The 15,381-nt window shown below is 61.3% G+C and carries 9 protein-coding genes; 8 read left to right on the plus strand and 1 reads right to left on the minus strand.

Annotation, left to right across the window (positions count from 1 at the left end; genetic code table 11):
- Positions 1-242: 242 nt before the first annotated feature.
- Complete coding sequence (locus ACA049_RS29735; RefSeq protein WP_497331848.1) at positions 243-1,457, minus strand: aldose 1-epimerase family protein; 1,215 nt, start codon at positions 1,455-1,457, stop codon at positions 243-245.
- A 267-nt stretch (positions 1,458-1,724) separates the two neighbouring features.
- Between ACA049_RS29735 and ACA049_RS29740 the strand changes: the two genes are divergently transcribed.
- The 8 genes from ACA049_RS29740 to ACA049_RS29775 are packed head-to-tail and all read left to right on the plus strand — an operon-like array spanning position 1,725 to position 15,353.
- The gene (locus tag ACA049_RS29740) at positions 1,725-3,098 is read left to right on the plus strand and encodes an SrfA family protein (protein ID WP_497331850.1); all 1,374 of its coding nucleotides are present in this window, start codon (positions 1,725-1,727) and stop codon (positions 3,096-3,098) included.
- Between the two features lie 17 nt (positions 3,099-3,115).
- A complete protein-coding gene (locus ACA049_RS29745) occupies positions 3,116-6,181 on the plus strand; it encodes a virulence factor SrfB (RefSeq protein WP_497331852.1) in 3,066 nt (1,021 codons plus the stop codon).
- On the plus strand, positions 6,178-8,889 hold the full coding sequence (locus ACA049_RS29750; protein WP_497331854.1) for a putative virulence factor: 2,712 nt from the start codon (positions 6,178-6,180) through the stop codon (positions 8,887-8,889). The genes ACA049_RS29745 and ACA049_RS29750 overlap by 4 nt, the downstream gene beginning before the upstream one ends.
- A gap of 3 nt (positions 8,890-8,892) precedes the next feature.
- Positions 8,893-9,909 carry a hypothetical protein gene (locus tag ACA049_RS29755; protein ID WP_497331856.1) on the plus strand — a complete coding sequence of 339 codons (1,017 nt, stop codon included), beginning with the start codon at positions 8,893-8,895 and terminating at the stop codon, positions 9,907-9,909.
- Positions 9,909-11,900: a vWA domain-containing protein gene (locus ACA049_RS29760; protein WP_497331858.1), complete on the plus strand. Its 1,992-nt coding sequence runs from the start codon at positions 9,909-9,911 to the stop codon at positions 11,898-11,900. The genes ACA049_RS29755 and ACA049_RS29760 overlap by 1 nt, the downstream gene beginning before the upstream one ends.
- 10 nt (positions 11,901-11,910) lie before the next feature.
- Positions 11,911-12,612 carry an ABC transporter ATP-binding protein gene (locus ACA049_RS29765; protein ID WP_497331860.1) on the plus strand — a complete coding sequence of 234 codons (702 nt, stop codon included), beginning with the start codon at positions 11,911-11,913 and terminating at the stop codon, positions 12,610-12,612.
- Positions 12,596-13,819, plus strand: a complete 1,224-nt coding sequence (locus ACA049_RS29770) for an ABC transporter permease (protein WP_497331862.1) — start codon at positions 12,596-12,598, stop codon at positions 13,817-13,819. Before ACA049_RS29765 ends, ACA049_RS29770 begins: the two co-directional genes overlap by 17 nt.
- Positions 13,809-15,353 (plus strand): SUMF1/EgtB/PvdO family nonheme iron enzyme, encoded by a 1,545-nt coding sequence (locus tag ACA049_RS29775; protein WP_497331864.1) that lies wholly within the window; start codon positions 13,809-13,811, stop codon positions 15,351-15,353. Before ACA049_RS29770 ends, ACA049_RS29775 begins: the two co-directional genes overlap by 11 nt.
- The last annotated feature ends 28 nt before the right edge of the window (positions 15,354-15,381 follow it).

Raw genomic sequence — 15,381 nt, forward strand, 5'->3', positions numbered from 1 at the left:
TTTTCTCTTTCATTGCGTTACAGCTTCAACGCCGACGAGAAATATGCGGAGTACGTTATCTATTACATCGATGAGATCGGAAATAAGGAGCATCGGTTTTATACCAACCAAACCTGGAACGACTTCGATTTCATCCGGCGTCTGTTTGATGCGGCACAAGCCTCAGAAATGAGACTTCCTTTTTAGCCTTTTGATGAGCGGTGAACGCAAACGTCCACTGCTCATCTCGCATTGTCGATGGACTACTCCTTGGTCAAATCCACCAACGGCGCCTGCCTTACCTCAGTCTCCCGCCCACCCTGAATCTCACTAACCCGCTTCAAAGCCTTATCCACAGCCCCTTTATCCGCCAGCAAACTGTAATGGATCTGAAACTGCTTCTGCTCTTTAACCCCAATCATCGGCACCAATCCAATCGGCCGCTGATACCGACGGTTGTAGGAAAAACTTGTCCCCGGCTCCAACCCGGTCACATACCCCTGCCCTTGCGTATCCGTGTTCTTCCACAACGAAAACACCGGCAACTGCTGCGTATTGAATCCGACCGACACCCCAAGGCTCCCGGCCTTGTTATGCAGCACGGTCAGCGTATCGCCCTTGGCATCGCCATAAGGGACGACGTTGTAAACCGTTTCGTCGTAGTCCTTGGTCGGCGCACGGTAGGTCTGCCAATCCGGCAAGTCACCTTTGGCCTTGTCGTTGAACGGCGACACCTGTTTAACCGGCGCCGCAAAACGCGCGCCCTGCTCCAGGAATGGCGTGCTGAAGTTGCTGTGGTACAGCGCCTGGTATTCCTTCGGATAGTCGCCGTTGTTGGTCAATGTGTCGTTCAGGGCAAACGCTACGCTGCCGGGCTCAGTGACCAGTTCGGTCACCACCGAGAAGTCGACTTTCTTGAACGCCTGCTCTTTAAGCTCGCCGCGCAGGCTGATGGCGTAAGGCGGTTTTTCGTCGATGTGCAGGGTGACTTTGCTGGCCGGGATGTTGGCGGCGCGGCCGTGCAGGGTCAGCAGTTCGCCGTTGTCCATGCCGGGGTGGCCGACCCATTCGTAGCCGCAGCGGGCGACCAGTTCGTTGAAGCCTTCGAGCCAGCCCAGTCCGCCACGACCGTTGAGTTCGATGAAGGACGGATTGACCACGTCCTTGACCGGCGAATCCCAGCCCATGCGCACATCACCGACCGACGCCTGCAGGACGTTCATCCCGCGAGTCGGCACCACCGAGAGTTTCATTGTGCCGTTATCGATGTCGACAATGCTGACGCCCTCCTGCCTGCCGCCGTGCAAGGTGCGCAGGGTCACGGAGAAAGGTTTGTCGGTTTTCACGCCGAGTTGCTGGCTGGTGATCCGCCAGTTCTGGGCGGCCTTGTCGGTGTCGAGCAGCACATAATCCCAGGCCATGGCGTGAGAGGCAGTGGTCAGCGCGCCGAGGGCGATGACGAGTTTGAGCGGGGTCATGAGGGAAGCCTTTCTTGGAGTTGTGCTTTTTTTATAGCGCTGATGAAACGTTTCAGCAAGATTAAAAAATGCACACGCACCAACCGTCCCTCGCAAATACTCAACGACCCCAAGCAACGCCCGCTTTGTTACGCTAATCTCATACGGTTTTGGCCTAACGGCCGATTGACGGCGACATCATTATGACATTAAGGTCGCCAGCTAAATGCAGGAGCAAGAACAGGCACTTTTGCCTGTCATTTGCGCAACGGATCATATGGAGTTTGGATGCGCGGGGCACTATTACGCAGCGGTAAGAGCGGGTCATTCACAGCCCTGGGCGAAACAGGTCAACCGGTCTACCGGGCTGCCCTGCAATTGCGCGAAGCCATTCGCCGCAAGAACCCCGACATGGTCGATCACCTGGCCATTCCTCAAAGCGACGAACTTGGCAACCAGATCGATTGGTACAGCGGCCTCGACGGCGATGTCATCCCGTGGAGCAGCGCGACCGAAGAAGAACGCGCGCCGGCCCGTCGCCAACTTGAAGCCCTGAAGACTGCGCTCGAAGAATTGAGCCAGCGTTTCCTGGGCACGGATCCGGGCGAACAGCAGCAAGGCGACAAAGCCGTGTTCGGCAAGCTGCTCAAGCGCGTCATTCATTTCCCTGACGAAAACTTCGTCTACCTGGTGCAAGGCAAACCGGTCCTGACCTTCTGGGGTTTCGAGCACGCCGGCACCGGCAATCGCGATCCCCTGCACTGCCTTTATCAGGTTCCGCCCGTATTCACGCTGCCACCCGTGGTCGAAGAACCGGTTGTGGCACCCGTCGTGCCGGTGGTGGCTCGTCCGTGGTGGCGGCGCTGGTGGTGGCTGTTGCTGCTGCCGTTCCTGTTGCTGCTGTTGTGGCTGTTGCTCGGCCTGCGCGGTTGCGTGCCGATTCCTCTAGTCGCGGTGGACTTGCTGCCTGAGGGCATCGTGCCGGTGGAAAACCACCTGGAAGAACCGCAACTGACCGGCAATGCCACAACACTGAATGGCGTTCCAGTGACCGGTACCGTCGCAGGTTCCACCACTGGCGCAGCCGTAACCGGCACTCATGGTGTAGAAGCCCCAGCCGTTGCCGGTAACGAAGCGGACGCCGCGACCGCCGACGTCACCCAAGACCCGGCCGCCGAATCACCCAACGCGCCAACTACGCCAACCGCTCCACCCGAAAACAAAACCGAGGCGCCTGCCGTCACTCCACCCGACGCACAAAAGTCCGCAGCCGCAGCCACAAAACCGGGCCCGGCCCTGAGCATTCCACCTGACGCCGCCGACGGCGCCGCCAAGTTCCTCGACGGCCAGTACCGCGCCGGTGCCGGCATTCAGGATCGCCGGACCGGCAAGCCGCTGCGTCTGGAATACCAGTTGAAGGACGGCAAAGGCGAAGTCACCGTGCATCAGGCCGACGGCTCGAAATGCAGCGGCCCGGTCAGCGCCACCATGAAGGGCGGCAGCCTCGCCATCGACAGCCAGGGCCAGGCCGTGTGCGGCGATGGCAGCACGTACGACATGCCCAAGGTCAACTGCCGCAAAGGGGCGACCACGGTCGCGGACTGCACCGGCGGTTACGGAAAAGATCAATTCCCCATGTCCATGCGGCAGATGGGCGAATAAGACTGGAATAACCCGACATGTTGCCTGAAGTCACCCAATTCGAAGACACCGTCACGCTCGTCAGTGACACCGGTATCCAGTTCATGGATTTCGCCCTGCGCCTGGATCCCCGCAAGGAAGCGGCGGGCGAGTTCGCGCCGATGATCAGCGGGCTGATCTGCCGGCTGATGTACAACGAAGAGAAAGACTTCTACTTCTACGAGCCGGAACCGGAAAAGGTCGAGAAGGCCAAGCCGGCGTTCAGCGTCGACATGAAAAGCAGCCTCGAACTGCTGGACGGTGTCTGGCTGCCGACGCCGTTTTTCCGTTTCATGCCGCCGCACCGCTTCGACGAAGGCCCGACCAACTGGTCGCGCATGCGCCTGGTGAAACTGGCCACGCCAGACATCGACGGCAACACCCACCGCCTGACGATGGCGTTCGACAGCCGCGTCATGCCCAAGCGTGACGGCACCGCCTACCTGGCGCCGAACGAAGAGGACATCAGCTCCGGCGTGTCCTTCAAACTGGCGACCAAGGCCAGCGAAACCCGTTGGTTCCTCGCCCAGCCATGGGTCAATGAATGGCTGCTGGAAGTGTTCAACGAGGGCAATAGCCATCGTTCGCGCGAAGAGCTGGACATCGACATCCGCGCCAACCATCACCTGGCGCACTACCTCAACCTGCTGAGTCTGTTGAGTACGCCGTCGGCGGCAGCGCAGTCGACCGCCCGGCCCAAGGTAGAAATCCCTGAACTGAAAGTGGTCGCCAACGACAGCAATGGCCTGGTCAAACCGATTCCGGTGGACCTGGTGCTGGACGTCGGCAACTCGCGCACCTGCGGCATCCTGATCGAAAACCACGGTCAGGCCGGCTCCGGGCTGAAGCAGAACTACGTGCTGGAACTGCGCGACCTGATCACCCCCGAACACACCTACAACCTGCCCTTCGAAAGCCGCGTCGAATTCGCCCAGGCGTATTTCGGCAAGGACCACTGCTCGGTCAAGAGCGGTCGTCACGATGCCTTCCAGTGGGCAACGATTGCCCGCGTCGGCAACGAGGCCAGCCGCTTGGCCAGCCGTCGTCGCGGCACCGAAGGCTCCACTGGCTTGTCCAGCCCGAAACGTTACCTGTGGGATGAAAACGCCTACGGCCACGGCTGGCGTTTCAACTGCTCCTACATCAAGACCGACAACGAGCCGTACGCCACCGCCGCGCCGTTCTCGCACCTGATCAATGAAACCGGCGAGGCGCTTTACAGCCTCGAAGAAGACGATCGTCTGCCCGTGTTCATGCCGCGTTACTCGCGCAGCTCGCTGATGACCTTCATGCTCGCTGAGGTGCTGGCCCAGGCACTGTCACAAATCAACAGCCCGGCCCAGCGTTCGCGTCAGGGTCACACCCGCGTGCCGCGCCAGCTCAACAGCATCACCCTGACCGTGCCGCCGGGCATGCCCCAGGCCGAGCGCAGCATTCTCAACGAACGCATGCAGCAAGCCATCGGCCTGGTGTGGAAAAGCCTCGGCTGGCATGCCGGTGAGGAAGATCCGCATCAGGACCAGGCTGTCAGCCCGCGCACGCCGATTCCGAGCATTCGCGTGGAATGGGACGAAGCCTCCTGCGGCCAGTTGGTGTACTTGTACACCGAGGTCAACGAGAACTTTGCCGGCCACCCGGAAGAGTTTTTCGACACCATCGCCCGGCCGGACAAAACCGACCGCGAACGCATCACCCTGGCGACCATCGACATCGGCGGCGGCACCACCGACCTGGTCATCACTGACTATCGCCTCGACCGCGCCGGCAACACCGGCAGCGGCAGCAACGTGCACATCGTGCCCGAGCAGCGTTTTCGCGATGGCTTCAAAGTGGCCGGCGACGACATCCTGCTGGACGTGATTCAGGACTTCATCCTGCCAAGCTTCGAGAAAGCCTTGCAGAACGCCGGGGTGAAAGCCCCGGATTCGCTGATGTCGCGGCTGTGCGGCGATGAATCGGTCAGCGCCCAGGACATGATCCTGCGCCAGCAATTGAACCTGCAGGTGTTCGCACCACTGGGCCTGGCGCTGCTCAAGGCTTACGAACATTACGACCCGCAAGTCCCGCAGGAAGTCAGCCCGCAAAGCTATCGCCAGTTGCTGGGCGACAATGCGATCAGCCAGACCGTGCTCGACTACGTCAACGCCGCCGTGCGCCGCGATGTCGGTGGCCAGAGCGGTTTCGACCTGTACGAAGCGCAGATCGGCTTCGACCTGCAAAAGCTCCACGCCGCGTTCCTCAACGACCAGATCAACATCACCAAGATCCTCGGCGCGTTGTGTGAAGTGGTCGCGCATTACCCGTGTGACGTTCTGCTGCTGACCGGCCGCCCTTCGCGCCTGCCCGGCATCCAGGCGTTCATTCGCAAGGTGCTGCCGCTGCCACCGGGACGCATTCTGGCGCTGCAAAACTACCGCACCGGCGGCTGGTATCCGTTCCACAAGAATGGCCGCATCGACGACCCGAAAAGCACCGCTTCGGTGGGTGCGATGCTGTGCCTGTTGTGCGCCAACCACAGCGTGCCGAACTTCTATTTCCGCTCTTCGGCGCTCAAGCCGTATTCGACGGTCAAGCACATCGGCGTGATCGACCTGAACAACGTGATCAAGGATGCCGACGTGCTGTACCGCGACATCCAGTCCGAAGACTACAAAATCAAGCTGCCGGAAATCGGCACCGGCGATGACGCCGACACGCCGCAACTGGAAATGCGCGGCGACCTGCGCCTCGGTTTCCGCCAGTTGGCGGCCGATCGCTGGGCTGCCTCGCCGCTGTACACCCTGCGGTTTACCAAGGCCGGTCGGGAGAAGTTCTCCCGTGCGATCGGTGAAAACGGCAGTGCGCCGCTGCTCAAGGTGCGCTTCGAGGTGAAAGCAGCCGACAAGTACACGCGCAAACAGGATCTGGTCAGCGACCGTCTCTCGGTACGCGATATCGAATCCAACAGTAACAACGTCAACTTCAACCCGCGCAGCGACCTCGAGCTGGAACTCAACACCATGCTCGACGCCGGCCTGAGCGAGACCAAGTACTGGCTCGACAGTGGAAGTGTGAAACGCAAATGAATGACCTGACCCCCGAACAAACTCAGCTATCCGCCAGTTGGGCCGCTGTTTATGAAGGTGCCGGTCAGGCGCTGGAATGGATTGGCCAGACGCGCGGCAACGCGCCACGTCTGGACAGCGAAGCCGACAACCTGAACATTCGCCTGCACCGCGCCCGCAACCTGGCTCACAGCCTCGGTCGCGTGGCCTGCACGCCGATGACCATTGGCTTTTTCGGCCTGTCACAGGCCGGCAAGTCCTATCTGATTTCGGCGCTTGCGGCGGGTCAGAACGGCAAACTGGAAACCGATTTCGGTGGCCAGCGCCTGGACTTCATCAAGCACATCAATCCGGTGGGTGGCGGCAAGGAGGCCACCGGCCTGGTGACGCGCTTCAGTCGCCGCGCCACGCCGAGCCAGGATCCGCAGTTCCCGGTCGAGCTGACGCTGTTCAAGGAAATCGAGCTGGCGAAGATTCTCGCCAACTCCTGGTTCAAGGACTTCGACCTTGAACGGATCTCCTACGAGATCGACGAAGAGCGCATCCAGCGCGTGCTGAAACCGTTTGAAGGCCGCGAGACCGGGCCGATGCAACCGGGCGTCAGCGCCGATGATCTGGTGTCGCTGTGGGATTACCTGCGTGACAACTTCCGCAACTCGGTGAAGAAACTCGAACACCTGTATTGGCCGACAGCGTTGCAACTGGCGCCGCGCCTGAATTTCCAGGAACGTGCCGAGCTGTTTTCCATTCTGTGGGGTGAGCAAGGCGAGCTGACGCGCGTGTACCAGCAACTGGCCGGCGCACTGCACAAGCTCGGCTTGCCCGAGACCGTGTTCGCGCCATTGCAAGCGTTGGTGAGTTTCGAAAACGACACCTACAGCCAGCGCGACAGCATCATGAACGTCGACATCCTCGAGCGCTTCGGCAGCCCGCGTGATCTGCCGATCGACGTGCGGCCCCAGGTCGACGGACGCCTGCAAAACAGTCAGGGTATCCCGGTCGCGCAACTGGCGGCACTGACTGCCGAGATGACCTTCGGCCTGATCGAAGCCCCGGCGGACGACATCGTCAATCAAGTCGACTTGCTCGACTTCCCCGGTTATCGCGGACGCAAAAAACTGCACGAGATCGCCAATTCCAGCGACCCGGAATCCGCCACCAAGGACAACTCCGTCTCGCAGCTGATCCTGCGCGGCAAGGTCGCGTACCTGTTCGAACGCTACACCGACAACCAGGAAATGAACGCGCTGGTGGTCTGCACCGGCTCGACCAAACAGAGCGACGTCAATGACGTCGGCCCGGTGCTGACGCGCTGGATCGAAAAGACCCAGGGCGCCGACGCGGCCGCCCGCAGCAAACGCGACACCGGCCTGATCTGGGCGCTGACCATGCTCGACCTGCGCATCACCAACTCCCTGAGCCTGACGCCTGATCAGTACGACGAGAGCTGGAACGGTATGGTCAAGCTGACCATGCTCGAGCGCTTTGGCAGCCTGAGCTGGATGAACGACTGGGCCGGCACGCCGTTCCAGAACACCTTCCTGGTGCGCAAACCGCGCATGGATGCGGCGTTCATCGTGCAAGACGCCAGCGGCGCCGAAACCGGCCTCAACGCCAGCTACCAGGAGCGCGTCGACGCCCTGGGCGCAAGCTTTGCCGGCAACGAGCTGGTGTGCAAACACATCAACAGTCCTGCCAATGCCTGGAAAGAAATGCTGCGCAACGATGACGGTGGCATCAGCCACTTCAGCGGCAGCTTCAAAGGCGTGGCCAACATCGAATTCAAACTGCAACGCATCCGCGAGCAGCTGAACGAATGCCTTGAAGGCCTGACCACTCACGGCCTGAGCACCTGGTATCACGCCGACGGTGACGGCGCCGCAGCCGCCAAGAAAGCTCAGGCGCAGATGATTCTGACCGGTCTGGGCCGTCGCCCGGCCGTACTCGGCGAGTTCATCGATGAACTCGACATGCCGAGCGAATCGGTGCGCGACCTGTACCTCAGCGGTGTGTACGAAACCGATGACGCGCCCGCCGCCAGCGATGAGCCAGCCGCCCCGACACCGAGTCAGAGCCTGTACGGCAACGACGCCGGTTTCGACTTCGATTTCGGCGACGACCTAAGCCACGAAGCGCCGGTCAGCAGCAAAACCAACACCCCGGTGCCGGAACTGCAAAGCAACGAACACCGTTTTGCCAAAGCCGCGTTCAAGGCCTGGATTGCGCACCTGCGCGAGCTGACCACCCGGCAAAGCCTGCTCAACCTGTTGGGGCTGGAGAAGGCGTTGATCGAAGCCGTGGTCGACGAACTGATCACCGCCGGTTACCGCCAGGACTTGCCCGGCCAACTGAGCCGCGCGGTGCTCAAGCGTGCGCAAAGTGGCGCGCGGCGCGATCAATTGGTCGAGCGCCAAGTGCTGGAAGTGCAACGCGTGCTGCGCGATTTCGTGTCCTGGTTCGGCTACCTGCAGAAACCGGTCAACGAGCGCCCGAATAGTCGTGCGGGTGCCAAGGCGCCGTTGTTCTCGTTCTACACCGACATCGGTCCGGGACAAGTGCCGGTGCTGCCGCCGCAACCGGCGAACCAGGCGCAGCGGTATCTGGGCGACTGGCTTTCGGGCCTGGCGTACATCACGCAGGACAACGCCGGCCATGGTGCCGGTCGCGAAATCACCCCTGAACAGAATGAACGGCTGGGCCATGTGCTCACAGCCTTCACAGCGAGATAAGCAATGCCAATTCGTGTCGACCTGCTCGCCTTAGAACCCAACGTGCCCGGCCAGGCGTGCCTCACTGTGAAGAAATGGCAGGGTGGCGAAGAACAGCTGGAGTTCTCCATTCAGCGTAACCAGGACGGTTTCTACCTCCAGGACCAGAAGGCCTGGAGCAACAATCCGTTCTGGTTCAAGGTTTCGCGCTTCAGCGTTGCAGCCAGTGGTGAAGCCCTTGAAGCCCAGGTCGGCCCGGAAGTGGTCGATCCGTTGCTCGAAGGCGGCGCCAATTCGCAATTCCAGATCGAACTGCGTGAGCAAAGCCTCGATCATAGCGATAAAGGCGTGGTTCGCCCCGGCGTGGGCCTGTTGCCGTCGACTGCGGGGGGCCAGACGCGTTCGACTTACGGTGGCGCGGAGCTGACCGCACCTGCTGCACCGGAACCCGAAATTCCAGAGCTGCCGGAATTGGTCCTGAACACCGCCGAGCCAGAAATCGAACTGGAATCGGTGCCCAACGAACCCGCCTACACCCCTCCTCCGCCTCCGGTGAAGAAAAGCAACAAAGGCCTCATCGGCCTCGCACTGGTCGTGCTGTTGCTGGTGGCCGCAGCGGCCGGATTCTGGTTTTACAAACGCACTCCGGCGCCTGTCCCGGCGGTTGCTGCCGCCGCACCGGCCGGTGCCGACGCCCAAGCCTGCACACTCGACAGCATGAACAGCCTGCCCGAGCTGACCTTCGTCCAGACCTGCATCAAGGCCGCGCCGGACAGCGCCAAGCTGCTGGAAATCATCAACGAAGCCAAGGCCGGCAAGCATTGCGGTGTCGCCCAGCGCCTGTACGCCAACCGTGCCCAGGCCGGTGACGCGTTGATCGCCAACGCCTACGCCCGCGAATACGACCCTAAATACCTGAAGGCCAGCGAGTGCTTCCCGACTGCGGACAACGCCACCGCCGCCTACTGGTATGAAACGATCCTGACCCAGGACCCGAACAACGCCGAAGCCAAGCAGCGGTTTGAGGAGTTGCAGAAGTGATGCGCTCTTCCGTGAGTCGTTTCCTGCTGAGCGGCGCCGCGCTGTTGGCGCTGTGCATCAGCCCGTTGTCCCAGGCCGATGACAAGCCGCTGATCCAGGCCGGTAAAAAAACCTTGTTCCAGCGCGTGCTGACCACCCCGGGCTGCAAGATCAGCCCGACAGCGGGTGGCGCCGCAGGCGATGAGCAACCGGTGTTCAGCCGCTTCTATGTGTACGAACGCGCGCAAGCGGCTAATGCCGAATGGCTGAAAGTCGGCCCGGACAGTTTTGGCAAAACCATTGGCTGGTTGCCGGCGAGCTGCACCACCGACTGGAAAATGCAGCTGACACTGGCCTTCACCAACCCGGCCAACCGCGACCGACTGCTGTTCTTCAAGGAACGCGCCACGGTCGAAGGCATCCTCGATGCGCCGGACCCGGTCAGTAAGGTCGCGCCGCTGCGTGCCACGCTGAAAAAGGGCAAGCAAGCCCCCGGCGTGCTCGCCGAAGAACCTGAATACTTCGTCGACCTGCAAAAGCAGTTCTACCTGCTGCCGGTACTGAGCGGCGAAGAAGTGATGACCGAAGGCGGTTTCCGCACGCGGTTGCTCAACGTCGCGTCGGTCAGCAAGCCCGATGACAAGAATGCCAAGGGCGGTGCTGCAAGCGGCGCGGCAGGCAGCAAGGCAGCCGAAGACAAAGCGGCCAGCCAGCTGAAGGAATTCAGCGCGGCGGTGGTGTTTGTCATCGACTCGACGATCTCGATGGACCCGTACATCGACCGCACCCGTGAGGCGATCCGCAAGGTCTATCAGCAGATCGAATCGCAGAACCTCGGCAAGCAGGTCAAGTTCGGCATGGTCGCTTTCCGCTCCAACACCCAAGCGGTGCCGGGGTTGGAATACACCACCAAGATGTACGCCGACCCTACCAAGGTGAAAGACAGCGCCGACTTTTTCGCCAAGATCGCTGACCTCAAACAAGCCAAAGTCTCCAGCAGCAGCTTCGATGAAGACTCGTTTGCCGGCGTCATGGACAGCATCGACAAGGTCGACTGGAGCCAGTTCGGCGCGCGTTACGTGGTGTTGATCACCGATGCGGGCGCCATCGAAGGCGACGACAAGCTGTCAAAGACGGGCTTGAGCGCCGCGCAGGTGCGTATGGAAGCCGCCAACCCGGGCGTGGCGATTTACACCCTGCACTTGAAAACCCCAGCCGGGGCCAAGGACCACGCCAAGGCCGAAGCGCAGTACCAGGACCTGTCGACCTACCCGGGCACCAACACTTCACTGTATTACCCGGTGAACGCGGGCGACATTCAGGAGTTCGGGCGCAAGGTTGACTCCCTGGCCACCGCAATCACCTCCCAGGTGAAAGCCGCCTACATGGGCGAAGACGCCATCGGCAGCGCGGTGAACGCCAAGCAGGACCCGGCCGAGAAGAAAATGCTCGAAGACGCGGCACTGATCGGCCACGCGATGCAGCTCGCTTATCTGGGCGAGAAGACCAACAGCAAGGCCCCGCCGGTATTCAAGGCGTGGATCACCGACCGTGACCTGATCAAGCAGAACATCCCGACCACCGATGTGCGGGTGCTGCTGACCAAGTCCCAGCTCAGTGACTTGAGCGACGTGATGAAGAAGATCCTCGACGCGGCCAACGAAGGCCTGATCTCGCCGACGGAAATGTTCGAGCGCCTGCGCTCGGTGGCCGCGACCATGGGCGCCGACCCGAACCAGCTCAAGCAGAACGGCAACGCCAAACTGGCGGACATGGGCGTACTCGGCGAGTACCTCGAAGACCTGCCGTACCAGAGCGAAGTGCTGAACCTGGACGAAGAAACCTGGAAGAGCTGGGATGGCCTGGCGCAGGAGAAATTCATCCGCACGCTCAATACCAAACTGCGGCACTACCAGCGTTACAACGCTGACGTCGACCGCTGGGTGGCTTTAGCCAAGGACAGCGATGCACGGGACAACGTCTATCCCGTGCCACTGGAAATGATGCCTTAACGAGACGCCGATGCTCGATATCAAGAACCTGCTGGTGCGCCGTGGTGAAGGCGCGCTGGCCCATCACGTGCGCCTGCCGCGCTTGCAGGTCGGTGCTGGGGAAATCCTCGCCATCACGGGCGAGAGCGGCAGCGGTAAAAGCACGTTGCTCGAAGCCATCGGCCTGTTGCTCGCGCCGGTCGAACTCGAGCGCTTTCGGCTGGGTGCAGCGCAGGATCAGGACATCGCCCAACTGCTTGCCAGCGACGACCAGCACGCCTTGGCGGCGGTGCGTTCGCGGCACTTGGGGTTCATTTTGCAGAGCGGCGGGTTGCTGCCGTTTCTGAGCGTGCGCGACAACATCAGCCTGCCGCGTCGCTTGCTCGGCATGCCGGTCAAGAGCGCGCATGTCGATCACGCGGTCGAGGTGCTGCGCCTGCAAGGCTTGCTGGACAAACAACCGCAGGCGCTGTCGATCGGCGAACGCCAGCGCGTTGCCTGCGTTCGGGCGATTGCCCATGAACCACTGCTGCTGTTGGCCGACGAGCCAACCGCAGCGCTCGATCCGCACAGCGCCCGGCGTTTGTTCGAATTGCTGCTGAGTCTGGTATCCAACATGGGCCTGAGTGCCTTGGTGGTCTCCCATGACTGGGCCTTGCTGAAGGATTTCGGCTTGCCGCGACTCGGCGCTATCAGCCGTCAGGGAGAGACTCTGTTTGAACCGATGGACTGACCGCTTGAGCCTGCTCGGAACGCTGGCCCTGCAAGACCTCTGGCACGACCGCAAGGTGTCGTTGTGCATCGCCGCCTCGCTGGTGGCGGTGATCGCGCCGCTGTTGCTGTTGTTCGGCCTCAAGCACGGCGTGGTCAGCCAGTTGCAGGACGAATTGCTGCGCGACCCGCGCAACCTTGAAGTGAAGATGCTCAGCAACGGCAACTACGACAGCGCCTGGATCGAACGTGTGCGCCAGCGTCCCGAGACCGGTTTTGCTCTCGGCCAGACCCGCTCGCTCAACACTCAGGCCGATTTGTTGATCGGCATGCAACGGTTTGTCGAAGGTGCGGAAATCATCGCCACCGAACCCGGCGACCCGCAACTGAACCTGCCGCAACTCAATCCCACCGGCAACCAAGTGATACTCAGCGAGCGCGCCGCGCAACGCTTGCAGGCCAAGGTCGGCGACCGCGTGCAAATGCGCGTATTGCGCCGTCTGGAGGGCGTCAATGAGCGTGGCGAGATGACGCTGACGGTGTTGGCGGTCCTCGATGGTGCACGTTTCGGTCGCGCGGCCGGGTTCGTCGCCCCACCGTTGTTGCTGGACCTGGAGCGCTTTCGCGACGGTTATCAGGTCAGCGCATTCGGCATTGAAACCGGCAAGCCTCTGGGCGATCTGCAACCGCTGTACGCCCGCGCCCGCCTCTATGCCCGTGACATCGACCAGGTTGCACCGCTGGAACGCTGGCTCAACGAACAACACATCGAGACCTCAAGCCGACTGGCCGACATCGACAACGTCAAAGCCATCAACCATGTGCTGGGGCTGATCTTCGGGGTGATTGCCCTGGCGGCGCTGATCGGTTGTGTGGCGTCGATGGTCGGTGCGTTCCTGGCCAACATCGACCGCAAGCGCAAAAGCCTCGCGGTCCTGCGTTTGCTGGGTTTCAAACGCACGGCGGTCGGCGGTTTCGTGGTCCTGCAAGCGCTGGTGCTGAGCCTCGCCGGCTACCTCGGCGGGTTGGGGTTTTATGCCGTCGGCAGTCATTTGTTCGACTACCTGCTCGGCAGCAGCCAGGCCACCGGCACCTTTGTCTGCCACATCACACTCTGGCACGGCCTCGCCGCCCTGCTCCTGACCTTTCTGGTCGCTGCACTGGTGGCCGTGATCGGCGCTGTGCGAGCGATCAACATCCAACCTGCGGAGAGTCTGCGTGAGCTATAAACGTTTGGGCTTGCTGTTGCCCCTGAGCCTCGGCTACCTGCTCGACGCCTCGGCGGCGGGCTGGGAAGAGAAGTATTACAACCCGATGCCCGAGGCCAGCGACGTTGTGTTGCCGATGCCCTGCGAAGGCTCGATGGTGTTTCGCAAGGTGTTCATTCCGGTCGCCGGGCCGCTTGACGACTATCCGATCAACATCGGTCAGGACGGCGCGGAATACGGCTATGTCGAACAGACTCGACCGACGTTCATTGCAGGCAGTTTCACCGGCGCGAAGAACGACAAATCCCGCTACTACTTGATGGCAAAGTACGAGATGAGTCAGCTCCAATACGCGGCGTTGACCGACGAAACCTGCCCCACTGCCGCGACAAAAATGCGCCTGCCGCAAGTGTCCGTGAGCTGGGTGCAAGCCGTCGAAGCGGCTGACAAGTACAACCTGTGGCTGCGCAAAAATGCCGCGGCCAAGCTGCCGAAAGAAGACGGCGCGCTGGGCTTCCTGCGCCTGCCGACGGAAGTCGAGTGGGAGTTCGCAGCGCGCGGTGGCCTGGAAGTCGGCGCGGCGGAATTCCGCGACACGCGTTATCCGATGGCCGAGGGCATCAACGCTTACGAATGGTTCGCGGGGGCGCAATCGTCCAACGGCAAGCTGCAATTGTCCGGCCTGCAAAAACCCAACCCGCTGGGCTTGCACGACATGCTCGGCAACGTCGACGAGATGATGTTCGAGCCGTTTCGCCTGAACAAACTCGACCGCCAGCACGGCCAGGCCGGCGGCTACGTGGTCCGTGGCGGCAACTACCTGACCGCTCAAGCCGACCTGCGCACCGCGCTGCGCAAGGAAGAGCCGTACTACAACGCCGAAGGCCAGGTGAAAAACAAAACCACCGGTATGCGACTGGTCCTGGTCTCGCCGACCCTGACTTCACGCGAACGTGTCGCCAGCATTGAAAGCAGCTGGAAGAAACTCGGCACCGGCAGCAAGGAAACCGAATCTGCCGACAAAGGCACGGTGCAATCCCTGAGCACGTTGGCCTCGGGTGTCGAAGACAAAGCCCTCAAGGAAAAGCTTCAGGCGTTGGAAAACCAATTGCGCGCCAGCAACCAGCAGCAGGAAGAAACCCGCGATCAGGCGATTCGCGCCAGCCTCAACCTCGGTGCGTTCCTCTGCACCAAGATGCTCGACGACGGCCAGTACGTGGACTTCCTGCAAAAGAACTACAAGCTCAACTGCGAAAGCGCAGAAAAAGACGCCAGCTGCGACATGCGCAAAGGCAAGCTCGACGAGCAGAAGGATCGCCTGCACAAACTCAGCCGTTACTACGCCAGCAGCCTGGTGGAGTCCGCAACTTTGTACGGTCAGCCACTGCTGGAAGCGCAGGTGCCGGTGATGGAAGAAATCATCACCCGCAACAAACAGCTGCAAGAACTCAAACCCTATTTGCGCACTCACTGGGCGAATCAGAAGACCTTCCTGCAAAAACAGAAGATCGACACTGAGGCCTGGCTGACCAGTTGCAAAACCGTCACTCAATAACTCACCTCAACAAAAACAGCCAACACCG

This window comes from Pseudomonas sp. LBUM1662, assembly GCF_059695915.1.

Excerpts from the sequence above, each read along its gene's own strand:
- ACA049_RS29735 (WP_497331848.1), bottom strand. The coding sequence starts at position 1,457 with ATGACCCCGCTCAAACTCGTCATCGCCCTCGGCGCGCTGACCACTGCC.
- ACA049_RS29740 (WP_497331850.1), top strand. The coding sequence starts at position 1,725 with ATGCGCGGGGCACTATTACGCAGCGGTAAGAGCGGGTCATTCACAGCC.
- ACA049_RS29745 (WP_497331852.1), top strand. The coding sequence starts at position 3,116 with ATGTTGCCTGAAGTCACCCAATTCGAAGACACCGTCACGCTCGTCAGT.
- ACA049_RS29750 (WP_497331854.1), top strand. The coding sequence starts at position 6,178 with ATGAATGACCTGACCCCCGAACAAACTCAGCTATCCGCCAGTTGGGCC.
- ACA049_RS29755 (WP_497331856.1), top strand. The coding sequence starts at position 8,893 with ATGCCAATTCGTGTCGACCTGCTCGCCTTAGAACCCAACGTGCCCGGC.
- ACA049_RS29760 (WP_497331858.1), top strand. The coding sequence starts at position 9,909 with ATGCGCTCTTCCGTGAGTCGTTTCCTGCTGAGCGGCGCCGCGCTGTTG.
- ACA049_RS29765 (WP_497331860.1), top strand. The coding sequence starts at position 11,911 with ATGCTCGATATCAAGAACCTGCTGGTGCGCCGTGGTGAAGGCGCGCTG.